The 17,954-nt window shown below is 70.1% G+C and carries 19 protein-coding genes and 1 tRNA gene; 4 read left to right on the top strand and 16 right to left on the bottom strand.

Annotation, left to right across the window (positions count from 1 at the left end):
- Nucleotides 1-57: 57 nt before the first annotated feature.
- From ACLQ27_RS28845 to ACLQ27_RS28830, 4 genes are all read right to left on the bottom strand, one after another.
- Nucleotides 58-1,095, bottom strand: coding sequence for a fatty acid desaturase family protein (locus ACLQ27_RS28845; protein WP_425869661.1), 1,038 nt, complete (start codon nucleotides 1,093-1,095; stop codon nucleotides 58-60).
- Between the two features lie 252 nt (nucleotides 1,096-1,347).
- On the bottom strand, nucleotides 1,348-1,677 hold the full coding sequence (locus tag ACLQ27_RS28840; RefSeq protein WP_425869659.1) for a GrpB family protein: 330 nt from the start codon (nucleotides 1,675-1,677) through the stop codon (nucleotides 1,348-1,350).
- Between the two features lie 255 nt (nucleotides 1,678-1,932).
- A complete protein-coding gene (locus ACLQ27_RS28835; RefSeq protein WP_425869657.1) occupies nucleotides 1,933-2,274 on the bottom strand; it encodes a hypothetical protein in 342 nt (113 codons plus the stop codon).
- 631 nt (nucleotides 2,275-2,905) lie between these two features.
- Nucleotides 2,906-3,268, bottom strand: a complete 363-nt coding sequence (locus ACLQ27_RS28830) for a VOC family protein (RefSeq protein ID WP_425869655.1) — start codon at nucleotides 3,266-3,268, stop codon at nucleotides 2,906-2,908.
- A 526-nt stretch (nucleotides 3,269-3,794) separates the two neighbouring features.
- Between ACLQ27_RS28830 and ACLQ27_RS28825 the strand changes: the two genes are divergently transcribed.
- A complete protein-coding gene (locus ACLQ27_RS28825) occupies nucleotides 3,795-5,078 on the top strand; it encodes a hypothetical protein (RefSeq protein WP_425869653.1) in 1,284 nt (427 codons plus the stop codon).
- Nucleotides 5,079-5,426: 348 nt separating this feature from the next.
- Here the strand turns inward: ACLQ27_RS28825 and ACLQ27_RS28820 are convergent, their stop codons facing one another.
- The 4 genes from ACLQ27_RS28820 to ACLQ27_RS28805 all read right to left on the bottom strand — a co-directional run bounded on the left by ACLQ27_RS28820 (nucleotide 5,427) and on the right by ACLQ27_RS28805 (nucleotide 7,066).
- Nucleotides 5,427-5,813 carry a VOC family protein gene (locus ACLQ27_RS28820; protein WP_357574539.1) on the bottom strand — a complete coding sequence of 129 codons (387 nt, stop codon included), beginning with the start codon at nucleotides 5,811-5,813 and terminating at the stop codon, nucleotides 5,427-5,429.
- 104 nt (nucleotides 5,814-5,917) lie between these two features.
- Nucleotides 5,918-6,328, bottom strand: coding sequence for a hypothetical protein (locus ACLQ27_RS28815; RefSeq protein ID WP_357574540.1), 411 nt, complete (start codon nucleotides 6,326-6,328; stop codon nucleotides 5,918-5,920).
- 58 nt (nucleotides 6,329-6,386) lie between these two features.
- Nucleotides 6,387-6,458: transfer RNA gene (locus tag ACLQ27_RS28810), tRNA-Val, on the bottom strand.
- A 50-nt stretch (nucleotides 6,459-6,508) separates the two neighbouring features.
- The gene (locus tag ACLQ27_RS28805; RefSeq protein ID WP_425869733.1) at nucleotides 6,509-7,066 is read right to left on the bottom strand and encodes a PGPGW domain-containing protein; all 558 of its coding nucleotides are present in this window, start codon (nucleotides 7,064-7,066) and stop codon (nucleotides 6,509-6,511) included.
- Between the two features lie 294 nt (nucleotides 7,067-7,360).
- On the opposite strand from ACLQ27_RS28805, the gene ACLQ27_RS28800 reads away from it, so the two are divergent.
- Nucleotides 7,361-7,792, top strand: a complete 432-nt coding sequence (locus ACLQ27_RS28800) for an SsgA family sporulation/cell division regulator (protein ID WP_007457244.1) — start codon at nucleotides 7,361-7,363, stop codon at nucleotides 7,790-7,792.
- A 107-nt stretch (nucleotides 7,793-7,899) separates the two neighbouring features.
- Here the strand turns inward: ACLQ27_RS28800 and ACLQ27_RS28795 are convergent, their stop codons facing one another.
- Nucleotides 7,900-8,676 carry an SDR family oxidoreductase gene (locus ACLQ27_RS28795; RefSeq protein ID WP_357574542.1) on the bottom strand — a complete coding sequence of 259 codons (777 nt, stop codon included), beginning with the start codon at nucleotides 8,674-8,676 and terminating at the stop codon, nucleotides 7,900-7,902.
- Between the two features lie 188 nt (nucleotides 8,677-8,864).
- Here ACLQ27_RS28795 and ACLQ27_RS28790 point away from each other — a divergent pair, with 188 nt between their 5' ends.
- Nucleotides 8,865-9,857: a helix-turn-helix transcriptional regulator gene (locus tag ACLQ27_RS28790; protein ID WP_425869651.1), complete on the top strand. Its 993-nt coding sequence runs from the start codon at nucleotides 8,865-8,867 to the stop codon at nucleotides 9,855-9,857.
- Between the two features lie 7 nt (nucleotides 9,858-9,864).
- Complete coding sequence (locus tag ACLQ27_RS28785; RefSeq protein WP_357495512.1) at nucleotides 9,865-10,320, top strand: RrF2 family transcriptional regulator; 456 nt, start codon at nucleotides 9,865-9,867, stop codon at nucleotides 10,318-10,320.
- A 21-nt stretch (nucleotides 10,321-10,341) separates the two neighbouring features.
- Here the strand turns inward: ACLQ27_RS28785 and ACLQ27_RS28780 are convergent, their stop codons facing one another.
- The 7 genes from ACLQ27_RS28780 to ACLQ27_RS28750 are packed head-to-tail and all read right to left on the bottom strand — an operon-like array spanning nucleotide 10,342 to nucleotide 17,885.
- Nucleotides 10,342-11,307, bottom strand: coding sequence for an acetylxylan esterase (locus tag ACLQ27_RS28780; protein WP_425869648.1), 966 nt, complete (start codon nucleotides 11,305-11,307; stop codon nucleotides 10,342-10,344).
- Nucleotides 11,308-11,356: 49 nt separating this feature from the next.
- The gene (locus ACLQ27_RS28775) at nucleotides 11,357-12,034 is read right to left on the bottom strand and encodes an N-acetylmannosamine-6-phosphate 2-epimerase (RefSeq protein ID WP_357495516.1); all 678 of its coding nucleotides are present in this window, start codon (nucleotides 12,032-12,034) and stop codon (nucleotides 11,357-11,359) included.
- Nucleotides 12,031-12,963: an ROK family protein gene (locus tag ACLQ27_RS28770; RefSeq protein ID WP_357574544.1), complete on the bottom strand. Its 933-nt coding sequence runs from the start codon at nucleotides 12,961-12,963 to the stop codon at nucleotides 12,031-12,033. The genes ACLQ27_RS28775 and ACLQ27_RS28770 overlap by 4 nt, the downstream gene beginning before the upstream one ends.
- A gap of 2 nt (nucleotides 12,964-12,965) precedes the next feature.
- Nucleotides 12,966-13,904 (bottom strand): dihydrodipicolinate synthase family protein, encoded by a 939-nt coding sequence (locus ACLQ27_RS28765; RefSeq protein WP_425869646.1) that lies wholly within the window; start codon nucleotides 13,902-13,904, stop codon nucleotides 12,966-12,968.
- Nucleotides 13,901-14,974: an oligopeptide/dipeptide ABC transporter ATP-binding protein gene (locus ACLQ27_RS28760; RefSeq protein WP_425869644.1), complete on the bottom strand. Its 1,074-nt coding sequence runs from the start codon at nucleotides 14,972-14,974 to the stop codon at nucleotides 13,901-13,903. Before ACLQ27_RS28760 ends, ACLQ27_RS28765 begins: the two co-directional genes overlap by 4 nt.
- Nucleotides 14,971-16,929 carry a dipeptide/oligopeptide/nickel ABC transporter permease/ATP-binding protein gene (locus ACLQ27_RS28755; RefSeq protein WP_357495522.1) on the bottom strand — a complete coding sequence of 653 codons (1,959 nt, stop codon included), beginning with the start codon at nucleotides 16,927-16,929 and terminating at the stop codon, nucleotides 14,971-14,973. Before ACLQ27_RS28755 ends, ACLQ27_RS28760 begins: the two co-directional genes overlap by 4 nt.
- A complete protein-coding gene (locus ACLQ27_RS28750) occupies nucleotides 16,929-17,885 on the bottom strand; it encodes an ABC transporter permease (RefSeq protein WP_234581680.1) in 957 nt (318 codons plus the stop codon). The genes ACLQ27_RS28755 and ACLQ27_RS28750 overlap by 1 nt, the downstream gene beginning before the upstream one ends.
- Nucleotides 17,886-17,954: the final 69 nt, after the last annotated feature.

Genomic DNA, 17,954 nt, shown 5'->3' with positions numbered 1-17,954 from the left:
TCGCGGCGGTGGCCTGCCGGGGCCTTGGTCGGCGACCAGGGCAACCGCTGACCAGACTCAACCGTTGCCCTGGCTGGTCGCTCCGGTCCCGATCGCCCGCAGGTGGGCCAGCCCTTGCGCCCAGGACTGGATCAGAGTGGTTTCGTGGTAGGCGATGCCATGCTCGGTGCAGAACTGGCGGATCAGCGGCTGGGCGTGGCGCAGGTTGGGTCGCGGCATGCTGGGGAACAGGTGATGTTCGATCTGGTAGTTCAGCCCGCCGAGGAGCGCGTCGAGGAGTCGACCACCACGTACGTTGCGGGAGGTGAGGACCTGTCGGCGCAGGTAGTCGAGGTCGTCGGCCTCGGTGAGGATGGGCATCCCCTTGTGGTTGGGTGCGAAGGAACTGCCCAGGTAGAGACCGAACAGGGCCTGGTTGACCAGGATGAACACGATCGCCTGCGGAACGCTCAGAACCAGGAACACGGCCCCGAGGTACGCGGCGAAGTGCAGGACGAGCAGGCCGGCCTCCACCGGTCGGTGCCGGAGCCCAGGACGGCTGATGATCGCCCGGACGCTGGCGCCGTGCAGGTGCACACCCTCCCCCAACAGCAGAGGGAAGAACAGTGCCGCCTGGTGCCGGACGAAGAGCGCCCGCAGGCCACGCTGCGTCGCAGCCTGGCCCGGAGTGAACGACAGCGGAGCCACCATGAGATCGGGGTCGCGGCCCTCGGTGTTCGGATGGGCGTGGTGGCGGTTGTGCTTGTCGACCCACCATCCGAAACTGATCCCGGTCAGCAGATTCGCACAGACGAGGCCGAGAACATCGTTGGCCCGACGGGATCGGAAGATCTGCCGGTGCCCGGCGTCGTGACCGACGAAGGCCAACTGCCCGAGGAACATCGCCACGGCGGCCGCGACAGCCGTCTGCCACCACGACGGTCCGAGCCGGACGAACACCACGCCCAGGACGCCGAGACAACCCAGCACAAGCGCGATCCGCGTCGCGTAGCGCCAGGGCTGACGGTCGAGGAGACCCGCGCCCCGGACCAGGCGAGACAGCTCGGCGTACGCACTGCCACGGTCACTGCGAGCGCCAAGATCCGCACTACTCACTCTCGCCCTCCTACAGGATGGCCGTTCAGGTCACGGGTCTGCCAACAGCCGCGAGGGGGCAGGCACGCGACCCCTTCGCTATACGACAGACATCGAGCAAGCGAACCGCCGCTTGACCGTCCCAGTCTTCCTCACAGCCGCCTCTCGCAGAAGGAAACGGCAGCTCACGCAACCATGGCGCAAGCACCGTTCACCTAGCCCACGCACCGGCGCCAGAAGGCATCCCAGCGCGCCACGCCGGTGAAGCAGGATTCACAGCACACCATCGGCACGATACGAAGCTCGTTGACAGCCGGCGTGCGGACAACTGGCAAGGCCGAATCCACCCTGACCACCTCCGATGTGCTGAGCCCAGGCGTCCGCGTGCCGGATGACCTTCCAGACGATCGAGCCTTTGGCCCCGACGTAGGCCGGCCGGTCGTGGCGAAACTGCGCCGCCGGTCGGCGTTCCACATCGGCGTACTCGCTGGCGGCCGGGGGATGTGCCCGTAGATGGTCACAAAAGAGCAGCGGGAACTGCTCGGAGAAGCTGCCGAGCTGACGTGCGTTGGTAGTCCCCACCCGAGCCGGTGACCTCGTCATCCTGAAGGTCGTAGACGATCAGGCCGTGCAGCTCCGCGAGGCCCAAGACGACGTCGACCCCCTCGCGGCGAGTAGCTGATGTTCATGCTCACCTGGTCGATGCCGACAGCGAGAGGTGCCGACATCCAGGGCGACTACGGGTCGTATGGGCGTACCCCTGAGGGGACGCCCCGTTTTCGTCACCCCGCCGGGCCGGTGGGCCCGGCGGCGGTGGCATCACTCAATCAACGACCGACCATGTGACGCGACGACACGTCACGAGAAACGAGGAAGCCGAACCGCCTTGTCCACCGTTCGGCAGAGGCCACGGTAAAACTCGACCATCTCCTCGTCTGTCGGCTCCTGCTCCTGCGTCTCCTCCAAGGCCCTGCGGGCGCCCACGGACAGCGCACGCACGAGCCGCTTGGCGGCCTCCGGATCTTCGATCTTCCGGATGTCCAGATATCCCATTGCCCGGCCGGGGCTGAGCCACTCGTCGAACTCGTCGACTGCGGCCACGTCGGCGGGGACCAGCCTCATGACGTGCGACAGCACCCTGCCCTGGATCCACCACTCCAGGTCGTCGTCGAACAGCACCGCCAACACCAGGACCCCCATGCCGAGCAACAGAACTGGTACATCAGAAGCCGATGCGGATGACGTCCTTCCGCCCCGAGTCGTCGGCTCTCTTCGCCATCGCGATCCGCCACTCCATCGGATAGCCCGTCATGTCGACGACCGTGAAGCCGTTTCCTTGGTGAGGCGGTGGTCGAATGACGCGAGCCACCACGCCACAGCTGGCAGCGCGCCAAGCACAACGATGGCGATCACCCATGAAGCATGATCGGTTGATCGCATAACCGGAAGCACCGCTGCTCACCTTGTGTGAAATCTTCACGCGTCGGCACCAAGCTGCCTCTCCTCGGTACCCCTACAGACTTGCCACCGCAGCTCACCATCCCGTATGCCGCCGACTGCTCCCAGCCTGCTCCCCCTCGACCGGGCTCGCACCGGGCCGCCGACCGCTCGTGAGCTGCCGGCCCAGCGCTGCGGTTGGCACCAGCGCTGGCTCCCTCAGCCGCATCGGTAAATCGGGAAAGCACGCCCACGAGCACCGCGCCTTGTCAGCGGCAGAAGAGTGTGTCGACGGCTCCACGCTCTCGCGGCCGCTTGTGATCAGTGTGCAACGACGACGGCGCGTACGACGCCATCAGCAGGTCTCGGATGCTCGGTCGAAAGCCGAACCAGATCACACCCGGTAGTACTGCACGACGCAGAACTCGTTGTCCTCCGGGTCGGTCATCACGAGGACTGCGCCCTCGTGGTAGTCATGCCGTTCACCTGTCCACCGCCCGCCCAACATCCCGATCCGATCGACCGCATCGTCAACGTCGGTAACGGCGATGTCGAGGTGTAGTCGCGTCTTGCCGGCCTTGGGCTCCGGGACCGGCTGGAATGTCAGCACCGGGCCGCCTCCGGCGACAGTGACGCGCCGCCAGCCGGGAAGAGACTCCGTCACGCGTCCTCCAAGCACCACGGACCAGAAGTCAGCCAGTCGCTGCGGATCCCGGCAGTCGACCGTGACTCCGGCAAGTCGGCCCAGTGTCTCCACGACACCGACCATAGCGACGATGTGCCGCCCACTCCCACAGGCCATCAGATCGATGAATTCAGACGCTCATGATCAACTGACATCAACCGTGACAGCGACGCCAGCTCATCACCGCGTCCGCGAGCGCAGCCCACGCCCGGCGTATGGACGAGCTTCCGATGTCCAGATTGGTGACGGAAGATGGAAGTCGCGCACCTTCCGTCACCAATAAGGCGACGAAGGCAGAGGCGACATGACCCTGCAGGCGACGGTCTGGGAAAGGTCGGCGCAATCAGGCTGACCATCGATGACCTGCACGCTCTTTAGCAGCGGTGCCGCTTCCACCTCACCGTCAGGGCAGTTCGATGCCGTTGGACGCAGTTCAAGGCTGTTCTAGACAACCCGCTGGTCCAGCCTGCTCCCGGCCCGTTGCCTTCGTCGGCACCAGCGCGGGCGCCAGCAGCCCCATCGATCGGAGCGTCCCCACTGGCACGTCGCCTTGTGGTCGACGCGGCCGTCCTTTTCGCGCGGTGCCATACTCGCCGACGTGAGCTCGCTGCTGGAAGCCTTCGCAGGGCTGCTCGATCGCTCCATCGGGGAGATCGCCGCAATGGCCACGGACGCCCGGAGCTTCGACGCCACTCGTATCGGCCGCATCGCTGATATCTGGGACAACAACGCCGTACCTTTGGTGAGCGCGGCATGTGCTCCCTGGCCACTTCGATCCAGACGAGCAAGCGCCGGCCTGCGGTGGATGGCTGACCTCGGGGCCGACCGACGCCGGCTGATGGTCGATCTCGACCCGAGCCTGGACAAGGTGCTTCCCACCGCAAGGCCGGAGCGTTCCGTACATCGGGACTACCAAGGACGCGTCTTCCCGGGCGCCTTTCGGCTGACCGCTGGAATCATCGATGCTCTTGTCCACGACTACGACCTCGCCAACGGCAGCGTGCGCTCACTCACCGCCCAACCGTCGGACGAGGGATTGCAGGTACACCTGACCCTGGCCACTCCACGACGGTTCACACCCACTGCCGGACGCATCTCGCGGGACGGATCCAGGAAGCCCTGGCCGGCCGCGCCGCTGAGGTTCACCCTCAACGGGGTCACCAAATTGCAGTTCGACGCCGAGGACCGGATCGGGATGGCCGTAAGCCGCACTGACGCCGGGCCGGCCGTGACAATTGGGCGGACCGGTCGCCTGCTGGCGACCGAGGCTTCAGTCTGGCCCGACGACCCGCGATGGAACGAGTCAACGGCAGGCCAGGCAGCCGACCTCACCACGCCACACGCACGGCCACAACGACGGAAGCCGCTACAGACGTCGACCCTGACCGCACCGCAACGGGCCGCCGCTCAAGCGCTCGTCATGTTGATGAACCATGCTCGACTCGTCCACCACTATCCGAACCTTGCCGCCGGCGTGCCGATCCTCGACATCTGCCGTATCGCGGCCGACGCGGGCAGCGCCATTCTCAGCGCGAGCACGCGTCGTGGAGCAGAGCGTCAGACGGCGTTCGTGGAGCTTGAACGACGGTGGCGTCACATACCGCCCACGGTGCCACCTGAGGCAATCCGCTACGGCCCGGTCGTGCTACGTCACGCACGGTACGACGAGCCCCACGACGACTACGACGTACCTCACGACGGCTGTGCCGTCCTTCTCGCCGCAGTGCCGGGCGCGGACCCCGCAGTACCGTGGACTCTCACCAGCGAGGAGTTCACCCACCCGTCACGGTTCCGAATAACCAGCACCGCGTTCAACGACGGTCAGCACATCCACCACGACGGCGAAGTCCTACGCATCGGCGACGCGCTCGTCGTCCGTTAAACCACAAACGACCACATGGACCTGACCGCCGCTCTCGCCCGCGCGCGGTCGAAGTTGCATCCACGCACCGCATCGGCGGCGACTACCCGACGGGCATGCCACCGCTGCCGCTAAATAATTCAGGCACCGACTACCGGGGGGCGCGGCATCACATGATCGCTGCTGCCCCGGCTGGACGATCCGGCCAGACCCGGACCCGTGGCGAGTCAACGGGTCGGACGAGTTGGCGCCGATGCTCGGTGTCCGGATAGCGTCGCTCACGATCGTCGCGCATTGTCAGCGGCAGTTCGGGACGCTCTCTCAGCCCGGCGGTCTGTCGAGATCGGTCCGCCCTTCACGCCACATCGACTACCCATGACGCCGTAGCGGCGACTTGTCTCCCACGAGCCAGAGATGACCCCATGGGTCGAAGAAGCCGCCCTGGCGGTGCGTGCCCCATGGCGCGGAGTGGTCGCGTACCGGATCGTGGTAGTCGGCTCCTGCCGCAGCAGCACCACCGACGACGGCGTCTGGATCGTCGACAAAGACCTCGACCCGCGCCGAGGTGCTGCCGAGCGCCGTCGGGCTCTCCCAGCCGTTGTTCGCGGGTTCCGCGACGAAGAACGGTGCCCCGTCGAGCTGGAGTCCGACAACCGATCCCAGGTTCCACAGCTCAGTGGCACCAAGGGCTCGCTGGTACCAAGCAGAGGCTGCTGCGGCATCGGGCACCGCGAGCATGACGGAGATGACGGTCATAGGGAAAAGGGTAGGCAATCCGGAGCGCAACGCGAAGCGAACAGCCGCTCATCGGCAGACGCGCGCGCTCGACATTCAGAAGTCACCGTTGGAGGGCGCCGGGCTCAGCGCGTCTCGCTGTGGGTCGTGCTGAGCCTCGCGCAGGCCAGCACGGTCAGGGCGGCTCCGAGCAGCAGCGCCGCGACGGCGACGGCGGTCTCGACGTCGGGCCCGGTCTCGACGGCCACCGACACACTGACACCCGTCTGGTAGAAGGCGTCGCTGCCGCGCGGCTCCGGCCGACTCCGCCAGGCATCGTCCACCGCGAGCCAGGCCGCCGTGGCCAGCAGCGTGACACCCACTGCGGCGATCGGGGCGGTGCCATGGCGCCGGACCGCGCGGCTCACAACCCAGGCATACCCGCCGAGCACGAGCAACGCCGCCACGGCCACATTGGTGAACGAGCCGAGCAGGGCGGTCAGCCCCGACGGGAGGAGGGCGACGAATACCAGGGTGAGCAGCGTGAGCACGCCCACGGCGAAGCCCGTTACCGATTGATCCGGCAACGGGCTTCTGGCCTGCAGAAACTGAGAGTGGGCGATGCTGGTATCGAACCAGCGACCTCTTCGGTGTGAACGAAGCGCTCTCCCACTGAGCTAATCGCCCTCAGCGCCGTTGACTCTACCCGATCGTGGAACGAGACCGGAAATCCGGGGTCAGTGCGTCGTGAGGTACCGCATCGCCTCGGCCACCACGTCGATGCCGAAGCTGAGCTTGAGTGAGAGCCAGACCACAGCGCCCACGAAGAGCAGGCCGACGACCCCGAGCACGAAGCGCAGTGGCAGCGACTGTCGCGTCACCCAGCGGGTCCAGCCGTGGACGTGTCGGCGGGTGAAGCCGAGCAGTCGGCGGGCCCAGTGGAATTCCACGGCCCAGATGCCGAGGCCGGCGATGACCAGGAGCCAGCCCGGCCCGGGCAGCGGGATGAGGGCGATGCCGATGGTGACGACCAGGGCGCCGGCGATGGCGATGAAGATCTTGAGGGCGATCCGGCCGGTGGGGTTGGCGCGGATCAGGTCGAGGGTCGTCGAGATCCGCTGCCGCCAGTGGGGCCGCTTCGGCGGCTCGCCGACGACGAGGACGCCGCCGGTACGGCCCGTGTCGGGCGTCGACCGTCCGGGTCGCTCGGGCTGCTCCATCGGCACGTCGTACCCCCGCTTTTCGGCTGCTCGGACCGCGACTTTCGGCGGACCGGACGCGGCCACCGGATCCACTGAGGATCGGTTCGTGACCATTTCACCCCCCAGTGTCGCTCGGGCCCGTCACTGCAACGGCCGACTGGACGTTACCGGAGTAAGTCGACGACTGAGCCACCCGACGCCGGGCGGAATCACGCACTGGGCAGAACCGGAAATCCTACATGAATGCTCACATTCACGCGGTCTTTCCGTCCCCCTTCCCACCACTGGGTGAAGTCAGCGTATGGCGGAGCGTAGCCAGGAGTAGCACCTGAGTATGGGAAAAGCGGGACACGCGCGTTCCGCAGCGGTGCCGGGGGGAGAACGTCCATGAGTGTCATCCGACCGACGACCGTAGAGGTCGAGACGTCGCTAAGGCTCGTCGCACCTGACGCCACCGCCTTGCCGGTGCGTGCCAGTCTGCGTTACGACCCTGCTGACCCGTATGCGGTCCATGTCCTGTTCCATGCCGAATCGGCCGGGGGCGAGGCGGTGAGCTGGTCGTTCGCTCGCGAACTTCTGGTCACCGGCCTGGACGAGCCGGCGGGCATCGGCGATGTGCGGGTCTGGCCCTGGGCCACACCGCGGGGCGACTTCGTCGCGCTGGCCCTCTCGTCACCGGACGGCAACGCCCTCTTCGAGGTGCCGCGCAGCGTCCTGGTGCGTTTCCTTCGACGGACGTACGTCGTCGTCCCGCGCGGCCGCGAGGCCGAGCACCTGGACGTCGACACGGCGGTGAACCGGCTGCTCGCCGGTCGCTGAGAAAAAGAGCAACACCGGCCAGACAGGGCCGCGCGGATCTGCCGAGTCCGCGCGGCCCTGGCACACCCCGGGGGTACGCGGGCAGCCCGACCGGGGGTGGCCGGCGCTCAGCCGTGGGTGGTGATGCCGCCGTCGACGGGGATGACCGCGCCGGTGAGGTACGCGCCGGCCCGCGAGGAGAGGTAGATGGCGGTGCCGGCCATGTCCTCGGGGCGACCGATGCGGCCCAGCGGCACCTGCTGCTCGATGGCGGCCCTGCTCGCCGGGTCGTCGAGGGCGAACGCCATCATCTTGCTCTCGAACGGGCCGGGCGCGATCGCGTTGACGGTGATCTGCTCGCCGGCCAGTTGGTGGGCAAGGCTGCGGGTGAGCATGTGCACTGCCGCCTTGGTGGCGGAGTACGCGTACACCTCCATGAACGGCACCCGGATGCCGTCGATGGACCCGATGTTGATCACGCGGGCGGGGTCGTCGGCGCTGGCGGCGGCGCGCAGCGCCGGCAGCAGCGCGGTGGTGAGCCGGAAGACGGCCTTGACGTTGACCGCCCAGAGCTTGTCGAACGCGGCCTCCGGGTAGTTGTCCAGCGGGGCGCCCCAGGTGGCGCCGGCGTTATTGACCAGCACGTCGAGGCGGTCGACGCGCTCCCGGACGGCGGTGGAGAGGGCCTCGGCGCCCGCGTCGGTGCCCAGGTCGGCGGGGATGGCCTCGCAGTGGCCCTCGGCGGAGAGTTCCTTGGCGACCGCCTCGCAGACGTCCGCCTTGCGGGACGAGATGATCACGCGGGCGCCGGCGCGGACGAAGCCCTGGGCGATCATCAGCCCGATCCCCCGCGATCCGCCGGTGACCAGGACCGTCTTGCCTTCGACCGAGAACAGCTGCGTCATGCCCATCCCATCGCGTGTCGGCGGGTCCGCCGGGCGGTCGGGCGGACGGCGGGCGCCGGGCGGCCACGGACCGCACAGCGCTACCGCCGGGTAACGTAGCCCGGCCGCGGGGATCGCGACAAGCCTCGCCGCCGCCGCGCACGAGATCGGGATGCGGTGACCTGCGGTTCGGGCTACCGTCGCAGGCGATGGTCTCCACCGATCCCTCCCCCGCGCCATCGATCGGAACGGCGTCACCCGTACCCGACGAGATTTCCACGTTCGCGCTTGCCGACCTGGCCGGCGACCCCGGCTGGCGGCGGCCGGTGTTCGTCGAGCGGGAGCTGTTGATCCTCACCACCAGGGGTCACGGCGACGCCGAGCTGGATTTCCACCTGTTGCCGTGCCGGCCCGGCACGCTGCTGCGGGTCCGCGCCGGCCAGGTGCTGCGCTGTGCCGGCCCACAGTTCGACGCGACGGTGGTCGGCTGGACCGCCGAGGCGCTGCACGGCCTGGCCGTCGATCCGGACGCCCCGCAGACCTGGCGACAGTTGGCCGGCGAGGACGAGGACGCGGTGATCAACGAGGTGAGCCAGTTGGCGGTGGACTGCCAGCGGCACGGCGGCGCCCCGGCCGGTCGTGCGCTGCTGCGCCACCAGCTCGCCGTGCTGCTGCTGCGGCTGACCCTGCCCGGCCTGGCCCGGTCCGGGCACCGGCCGGAGGTCGAGACGTTCCAGCGGTTCGGCCGGGAGGTGGAGCACGGCTACCAGCTGACCCGGCGGGTCGAGGACTATGCCGCCGCGCTCGGCTGCTCGGTGCGGACCCTGACCCGGGCCTGCCTGGCCGTGACCGGTCGCAGCGCCAAACAGGTCATCGACGAGCGGGTCGCGTTGCAGGCCGCCCGGCTGCTCGCCGCGAGCGACGAACCGATCGCCCAGATCGGCCGTCAGCTCGGCTTCTCCGAGCCCACCAACTTCGGCCGGTTCTTCACCCGTGAGATCGGGGTCAGCCCGGGGGCGTTCCGCGCCACCCGTGATCAGCCGGCCACCGGCCGGGTCGTCCGGCCCCGAGCGGCGGCCGAACCGACGGGCGCCAACGGCGGGCGGTTCCGCTCCGGCGCCGCCGCCGAACCGGCCAACGGCGGTCACGCCACGCGGTCCGGGAAGCCCACCGGGGCGGGCGGCGGCACCGGGCGGGCATGATGGCGGAGTGCAGATCTCCGCGCGCGGCGACTACGCGGTACGGGCGGCGCTGAGCCTCGCGACCGCGTACCCCTCGCTGATGTCCACCCAGGCCATCGCCGCCGAACAGGACATGCCCCGCAAGTTCCTGGAGGCGGTCCTGGCCGATCTGCGCCGGGCCGGCATCGTGCGCGCCCAGCGCGGCGCCGAGGGTGGCTACACGCTCGCCCGTCCGCCCCGCGAGGTGACCGTCGGCGCGGTGCTGCGCGCGGTGGAGGGCCCCCTCGCGGGTGTACGCGGCCTGCGGCCCGAGGAGACCCGCTACGAGGGCGCGGCGGAGAACCTGCCCGGCCTGTGGGTGGCGGTCCGCGCGGCCGTACGGCGGGTCGTCGACGAGGTGAGCCTCGCCGAGATCGTCAGCGGTCGGCTGCCCGCGCACGTCCGCAAGCTCACCGCCCTGCCCGACGCCTGGGAACCACGCTGACGCCGGGCGGCGGGGCCGCCCTCAGCAGCCGAAGAGCGCGCCCAGCCAGGTGAGCTGCTCGACCTGCTGGTGCGCCGCGCCACCCTCGTGGTCGTTGAACTCGTACACGCGCACCTCCTTGTCACCGCCGTACCGGTGGTAGGCGGCGAAGCAGGTCGAGGGCGGGCAGGTCCGGTCCATCATGGCGACGGAGAACAGCGCGGGCGCGGTGGCGCGGGGCGCGAGCACGGCGGCATCGACGTACGACAGGGTGTGGAACACCTGGCTGGCCCGGTCGCGGTAGAGGGCGAGGTATTCGGTGATCTCGCCGTACGGGCCCGCCCCGGCGACCTGGACGCCACGCCGGATGTCACAGAGGAAGGGCACGTCGGGCATGGCCGCCGCGACACCGGGGACCAGCGCGGCCACGGCCAGCGACAGGCCGCCGCCCTGGCTGATGCCGGTGACGGCGATCCGGTCGGCGTCGATGGCGGGATGCGCGGCGGCGGCGGTTGCGAAGCGGACCGCGTCCGTGATCAGCCTGCGGTAGTAGAAGTCGTCCGGGTCGGTGACGCCGCGGGTGAGGAAACCTGGGACGGTTCCCGCCGGGTACCGGTCCGGGTCGGCGGTGACGCCGGGCGCCGCGCTCCAGCCCTGACCCCGGGTGTCCATGATCAGGTGGGCGAAGCCCGCCGCGGCCCAGAACAGCTTCTCGTGGGGCAGGCCACGGCCACGGCCGTACCCCAGGTACTCGACGACGCAGGGCAACGGCCCGGTGGCGGTCGCCGGCAGGTGCAGCCAGCCGTGCACGGGCTCGCCGCCGAAACCGGCGACGGTGACCGCGTACGTGCGGATCTGGGTCAGGCCCGTGTCCACGGGCTCGTACGTCGCCGCCGTGGGTTCGTCGGCGCCCAGCGTCCGCTCCCAGAAGGTGTCCAGGTCCTTCGGCACGTCCAACTCGGGTCGGTACGCCCAGCACTCGGCGAGGGTGAGATCGCTCAGAGCCACAGCATGGCCTCCGTGACAGCAGGGTTGTCAGTGTGTGGGGGGGGTTGCGCTACCGGGCGGCCATCGCCGAGGCGAACCAGCCGGTGATGGTGGCGGGGTGGGTGATCGCCGTACCCACGACCACCGACCACGCCCCCGCCCGCAGCGCCTGCGCAGCCTGCGCCGGCGTGTGGATCCGGCCCTCAGCTACCACCGGCACGTCGACGGTGGCGGCGAGCCGGGCGACCAGGTCCAGGTCCGGTCCGGGCTGCTTGGTGGTGTACGCGGTGTAGCCGGCCAGGGTGGTGCCGACCAGGTCGGCGCCCGCCGCGGCGGCGGCGATCCCCTCGGCGAGGGTGGAGCAGTCCGCCATCACCAGAGCTCCGGTCAACTGGTGGACGGCGGCGATGGTCTCGCGCAGGCTCCGGCCGTCCGGCCGGGGCCGCGCGGTGGCGTCGAGCGCGACGACGTGCGCGCCGGCCCGGGCCACCGACAGCGCGTGCTCCAGCGTGGGGGTGATGAAGACGTCGTCGTTCCCGTCCTTCCACAGGCCGATCAGCGGCAGGTCGACGGCCTCCCGGATGGCCGCGATATCCGCCAGGCCCTGGGCGCGGATGCCGGCGGCTCCGCCCTGGGCGGCGGCGAGGGCCACCCGGCGCATCGTGTCCGGGGTGCGCATCGGCTCACCGGGGTACGCCTGGCAGGAGACGACCAGCCGGTGGCGGAGTCCTTCGATGAGCGCGTTCATGAGATGCCCTTCCAGGCGAGCGTGGCGGCCCCGAGAAGTGGGGCGTCCGAACCGAGGGTGGAGGCCAGCACCGGCACGTCGTCCAGGCTGGGCAGGGTCTCCCGCCGTACGGCGGCGCGAAGGGCCTGCCACCAGAGGTCGCCGAGGCCGGCGACGCCGCCGCCGATCACGACGGCGCCGGGGTCGAGCATGTTGACCAGCCCGCCGACCGCCGAGCCGACGGCGGTGCCGCCCAGCAGGATCACGTCCCGGGCCGCCGCGTCGCCGTCCGCAGCCCGCGCGGCGACCGACCGCAGGTCGTCGACCCGCTGGCCGGTGCGCCGCACGTACTCCTCGGTGAGGGCGGGGCCGGAGGCGATCGCCTCCAGGTGGCCCTGGCCGCCGCAGGTGCATTGCAACTGCCCGGCGTACGGCGAGGGCTGGTGGCCGGCGTGGCCGGCCGTCGAGTGGGCGCCGGTGAGCACGTCGCCGTCGACGACGAAGGAGGCGCCGATGCCGGTGCCGACGGCGATGAAGAGCGTCGTGTCGTAGCCGGCCGCGACGCCGTGCCGCGCCTCACCGAGGGCGTGCGCGTGCACGTCGTTGATGACGGACACGGGTACGCCCAACTGCTCGCGCAGTCGTCCCCGCAGGTCCGTACCGGCCCAGCCGGCCAGGGCGTCGGTGGCCGACAGCACCAGGCCCGTCCGGGGGTCGATCACACCGGCACTGCCGACACCGAGGGCACCGACTCGTCCCGCCACCCTCGACCGCAGCCGACCGACGAGATCGGCTGCGTTGTCGAGGATGGCGGTCGCCCCGGCCCGGCCAGGGGTCGGGGCTGTGAGTCGGTCGATGACCTCGCCGTCGCGGGTCACGATGGCGGCGGCCGTCTTGGTGCCTCCGATGTCGAGCGCGGCGACAACCGGGGGCGTGCGTACCGTGGGCATGGCTAGACGAGCCCCGCCAGTTCCAGGTGGCCCCGCACCCGGGCCGCCTCGTCGGCGTCGAGCGGTCGCAGGGGCAGCGACACGGCGTTGCTGTCGATGACACCGAGCAGGGCCAGGGCGGTCTTGAACGCGCCCACCCCGCGGGTGGCCCCGGCCGCCGTCGCCGGATCGGCCGCGTCGACGATCCGGAACAGCCGGGTCAGGCGGTCCTGCTCGGCGCGGGCGGCATCCCAGTCGCCGTCGACGCAGGCCCGGTGCAGGCGCACGTAACCGTCCGGGTCCACGTTGCCCAGTCCGGGGACGGAACCGGAGGCGCCGGCGAGCATCATCGCGTCGACCACCACCTCGTGGCCGGTCAACAGGCTGAAGTCGGCGTTCGGCGAGTGTTCCGCGATCGCCAGCACCAACTGGCGGAAGGAGACGTCGTCGCCGCTGGAGTCCTTGACGCCGGCGAGGACGCCGTCCGCCGCGAGCCGGGTCAGCAGACCCGGCGACAGCTTGGTGTGCACGCAGACCGGAATGTCGTACGCCAGCAGCGGCAGCTCGACCGCCGCGGCGAGCGACCGGAAGTGCCGCTCGACCTCGTGCGGGCCGACGATGGCGTAGAAGGGTGCGGTGGCCACCAGGCCGTCGACACCCAGACGCGTCGAGGCCTCGGCCCGGTCGACGACCCGGCGGGTGGTGGGCTCGATGCAGCCCGCGATGACCGGGACGGTCCCGCCGACGGTCTTCACGATGGTTTCGAGAGCCTGGTCCCGCTGGCTGTCGGTGAGGAAGACCGTCTCGCCGGAGCTGCCGAGGGCGAAGATGCCGTCGACGCCGGCAGCGAGCATCCGCTCGACGAGCCGTTCAAGGGAGGCGACATCGACAGCACCCTCCTCGGTCAGGGGGGTGACGACCGGCGGCACGACTCCGGCGAACCGCGGGGCAGGGGTGGTCACGCTGTCTCCTCGACATGTAGGGGGGTGTTGCGGCCGGTCGCTGCTCTGGCGAGCTCGACCAGCTCCGTGTTGCTCGATCCGGCGGGAACGGGGTGGTAGCACCGGAACTCGTGGAGGCCGGCACCGCCGTCGCCCGTCGTGGGTGGTGGCATCTCGATGGCGCAGCCGTCGGTGGCCTTCCAGCAGCGGGTGCGGAACGGGCAGCCGGTGGGCGGCCGGGTCGCGAGCGGGACGGGGCCGACGAGCGGGATCGGATCCAGCGGCGAGAGCAGACCGGGCGTCGCGGAGAAGAGCGCCCGGGTGTACGGGTGCTGCGCGACCTCGGGCAGACCGGCGGCGGGGGTCTGCTCCACGATCCGGCCGAGGTACATGGTGACCACCCGGTCACTGATCCGCTTCACGGTCTGGATGTCGTGCGACACGAAGACCATGGCCAGGTTCAGGCGCTCCTTGAGGTCCAGGAGCAGGTTGAGGATCTGCGCCCGTACCGACACGTCCAGGGCGCTGGTGGGTTCGTCGGCGATGACCAGCCCCGGTTCCAGGGCCAGGGCCCGCGCGATGGACACCCGCTGGCGTTGGCCGCCGGAGAGCTGGCTCGGCAGGACGTCGGCGACCGACCGGGGCAGCCCCACCAGGGCCATCAGTTCCCGCACCCGCTCCTCGCGCTGCGCCTTCGTGCCGCGACGGTGCACGTCGAGCGGGTCGCGCAGGATGTCCCGGACCGGCATGCGCCGGTTCAGCGACGTGGCCGGATCCTGGAAGATCATGCCGACGCCGGCACCGATGTGCATCCGGCGTTCCGCAGCGTTCATCGACCAGACGTCCTTGCCGGCGAAGGCGACAGTGCCGCTCGTCGGCCGCTGCAGACCCACCAGCACCTTGGCCATCGTGGACTTGCCGCAGCCGGATTCGCCGACGACGCCGATGGTCTCGCCGGCACGAACGTTGAGATCGGCGCCGGTGAGGGCGTACACCCGCTCGCGGCCGAACATGCCGCCCCCGCCGGTGCGGTGGACGACGTGCACGTCGCGCAGCTCGACGATCGACTGGTGTGGGACCGACTCGCTCATCGGGCCAGCTCCTCTTCCCTGACGGTGACGGCCGGGTGGTGACAGGCGTACCGGTGGCCGGCGTCGCCTTCCAGGTGGGGCGTCTCCTCCCGGCAGATCTCCGTCGCCATGGGGCAGCGGTCGGCGAACCGGCAACCCGACGGGAAGTCGGCAGGCGACGGCACCACACCGCGGATCTGGGTGAGCCGCTCCGCGCCGGCCTCGAGGGAGAGCACGGAGCCGAGGAGGCCCCGGGCGTAGTGGTGCGCGGGCGCTCCGACCACGTCGGCGGTGACACCGCTCTCGACGATCTGACCGCCGTACATCACCACGACGCGGTCGGCGACGTCGCTGACCAGTGCCAGGTCGTGGCTGACCAGGATCAGCGCGAAGCCCAACTGGCCGCGCAGCCGCATCAGCAGCTCCATGACCTGCGCCTGGACCGTGACGTCGAGCGCGGTGGTCGGCTCGTCGGCGATGATCAGGCGTGGGTCGCGGGACAGCGCCATCGCGATCACCACACGCTGCCGCTGGCCGCCGGAGAGTTCGTGCGGGTACGCGGACAGGGTGCGCTGCGCGTCCAGACCCACCAGTTCCATCAGCTCCTCGGCCGACCTGGTGCCGCCCCGACTGATCATCTGGGCGAGCTGGGGCCCGATGCGCAGTGAGGGGTTCAGGGCCGAGAGGGCGTCCTGGTAGACCATCGCGATCTCGCGGCCCATCAGGGCGCGGCGTCGTTTCGCATTCAACGTCAGCAGGTCGGTGCCCCCGAAGTGGACCTCGCCGCGAACCCGGGCACCCTGCGGCAGCAGACCCATCACGGCGAGCGACGTGAGGGACTTGCCCGAGCCGGACTCCCCCACCAGGCCCAGCACCTCACCGGGACGCACGTCGAAGGTCAGGTTGTCGACGATGTCGACGCCCCGGTGACGCCCCTGGAACCCGATGGACAGGTTCCGGACCTCCAGGACGGGCTCGCCCTGCGGGAGCGGACGGGCCCGCTCGCGCAGCCGCTGCGCCGCCTCGGGCAGGCCGGGCAGTTGCACCATCTCACCGGAGCCGGGCTGCGCCTCCTCCTGTGCGTCGCCGGCCTTCGTCCTGGTGGCCCGCCGCGCCGCCGGGGCGGCCCAGGCGTCCGACATGCCCTCGGAGAGCACGTTCAGGGCGAGCACGGTCAGCAGGATCAGCAGGCCGGGGAAGAACGTGGCCCACCAGCCACCGATCTGGACCATCTCCTTGCCGAAGGCGATGACCGAACCCCACGAGGACGCCGCCTCCTGGGGAGCGAGGCCGCCGCCGATGAAGGAGAGGGACGCCTCGAACACGATCGAGTCGGCCACCATGACGGTGACGAAGACGAGGATCGGTGCGGCGCAGTTGCGCAGGATGTGCCGCCACAGGATGTGCGGCCGGCGGGCGCCGATGATGCGTTCGGCGGCGACGTAGTCCTCCCGGTACTGCGAGAGCACGTTGGCGCGCACGATGCGGGCGACCTGGGGGACGAAGACGAAGCCGATCGCGATCACCAGGACCAGGAGGCTGTTCTTGCCGAAGGAGATGATCAGCAGGGCGGACAGCACGATGGCGGGGAATGCCATGACGACGTCGAGGCACCGCATCACCACCTCGTCGACCGCGGGCCGGCTGGTTCCCGCCAGCGCGCCGAGGATCGCGCCGACCACCAGGGCGATGCCGGCGCTGCCGAAGCCCACGATCAACGAGCGTCGGGTGCCGGCGACCAGCCGCGAGAACACGTCGCGGCCGAGCTTGTCCAGGCCGAACCAGTAGTCGCCGTTCGGGCCGGTCAGCGCGGGACCGAGCCCGGCCTGCGCGGGGTCGTGCCGCAGGATCAGCGGCGCGAAGACGCCCACCACGAGGATGAGCAGGATGAAGCTCAGGGCGATCCGGGACGTGACGCTGAGCCGTTTGAAGGCGATGCCGGGAACCGACAGCCGGGCGGTGAGTGTTCGACGCATCAGTGGGCTCCGCGCAGTCGAGGGTTGGCGAAGAGGTAGAGGATGTCGACCACCAGGTTCACGAAGACGAAGCAGATGGCGATCGTCAGCACGGTCCCCTGTGCGAGGGCTGTGTCGTTCTGCTGCACCGCGCTCATGATCTGGGTGCCCATGCCCGGCAGCGAGAAGATGGCCTCGATGACGACAGTGCCGCCCAGCAGGTAGCCGATCCGCAGGCCCAGCACGGTGAGCGGGTTGATGAGCGCGTTGCGCAGCACGTTGCGTCCGACCACCACGCGCGGCGGCAGCCCGGCGCCAATGGCGGTACGGACGTAGTCCTTGTCGAGTTCCTCGACCATCGACGTCCGCACGATCCGGGCCAGTGAGCAGCCGACCGGCACGGCGAGAGCCAGCGCGGGCATGGCGAGGGACTGGAGCCACATCGAGAACGAGTCACCGGGGTTGACGTACCCGCCGGTGGGGAAGATCGGGCGGCGGACCGACAGCTCCTGGATGAGCAGGAGGGCCAGCCAGAACGACGGCATGGCGATACCGGCCATCGAGACGAACCGGATGACCTGGTCGGGCCAGCGGTCGCGGTACAGCGCCGCGGTGATGCCGAGGGCCAACGCGATGACCAGCGCGCCGACGATGCCCAGGGCCGTGAGCTGGATCGTCAGCGGCAGCGCGGTGGCGATCTTGTCGGCGACCGGAACGGACGGCGGGAAGGTCACGCCGAGATCGCCCCGGAGCAGGTCGCCCAGGAAGTGCAGGTACCGCAGGGGCAGCGGGTCGTCCAGGCCGTTGGCGGCCTTGAACGCGGCCACCTGCGCGGGCGTCGCCTGGTCGCCGAGGACGGACAGCGCGGGATCGATCGGCGAGAACTGCATGATCACGAAGACGAAGATCGTGATGCCCAGAACCAGCGGTATCAGGGTCAGGAGTCGTCGCGCGACAAGACTCAGAACGCTCAGCATGGTGTCTTTCTTTCGTCGAGGGCGCCGGGGCGTCCCGCCCAGCCCGAGGGGCGAAGGGCTGGGCGGGAC

The organism is Micromonospora sp. DT63 (assembly GCF_049841615.1).
Taxonomy (GTDB): domain Bacteria; phylum Actinomycetota; class Actinomycetes; order Mycobacteriales; family Micromonosporaceae; genus Micromonospora.
Note: the sequence above shows the minus strand (reverse complement) of the source record. Positions and strands in the feature narration are given on the sequence as shown.

Excerpts from the sequence above, each read along its gene's own strand:
- ACLQ27_RS28840 (WP_425869659.1), bottom strand. The coding sequence starts at position 1,677 with ATGACGAGGTCACCGGCTCGGGTGGGGACTACCAACGCACGTCAGCTC.
- ACLQ27_RS28835 (WP_425869657.1), bottom strand. The coding sequence starts at position 2,274 with ATGGGGGTCCTGGTGTTGGCGGTGCTGTTCGACGACGACCTGGAGTGG.
- ACLQ27_RS28820 (WP_357574539.1), bottom strand. The coding sequence starts at position 5,813 with ATGACCGTCATCTCCGTCATGCTCGCGGTGCCCGATGCCGCAGCAGCC.
- ACLQ27_RS28800 (WP_007457244.1), top strand. The coding sequence starts at position 7,361 with ATGAGTGTCATCCGACCGACGACCGTAGAGGTCGAGACGTCGCTAAGG.
- ACLQ27_RS28795 (WP_357574542.1), bottom strand. The coding sequence starts at position 8,676 with ATGACGCAGCTGTTCTCGGTCGAAGGCAAGACGGTCCTGGTCACCGGC.
- ACLQ27_RS28790 (WP_425869651.1), top strand. The coding sequence starts at position 8,865 with ATGGTCTCCACCGATCCCTCCCCCGCGCCATCGATCGGAACGGCGTCA.
- ACLQ27_RS28775 (WP_357495516.1), bottom strand. The coding sequence starts at position 12,034 with ATGAACGCGCTCATCGAAGGACTCCGCCACCGGCTGGTCGTCTCCTGC.
- ACLQ27_RS28770 (WP_357574544.1), bottom strand. The coding sequence starts at position 12,963 with ATGCCCACGGTACGCACGCCCCCGGTTGTCGCCGCGCTCGACATCGGA.
- ACLQ27_RS28760 (WP_425869644.1), bottom strand. The coding sequence starts at position 14,974 with ATGAGCGAGTCGGTCCCACACCAGTCGATCGTCGAGCTGCGCGACGTG.
- ACLQ27_RS28755 (WP_357495522.1), bottom strand. The coding sequence starts at position 16,929 with ATGCGTCGAACACTCACCGCCCGGCTGTCGGTTCCCGGCATCGCCTTC.
- ACLQ27_RS28750 (WP_234581680.1), bottom strand. The coding sequence starts at position 17,885 with ATGCTGAGCGTTCTGAGTCTTGTCGCGCGACGACTCCTGACCCTGATA.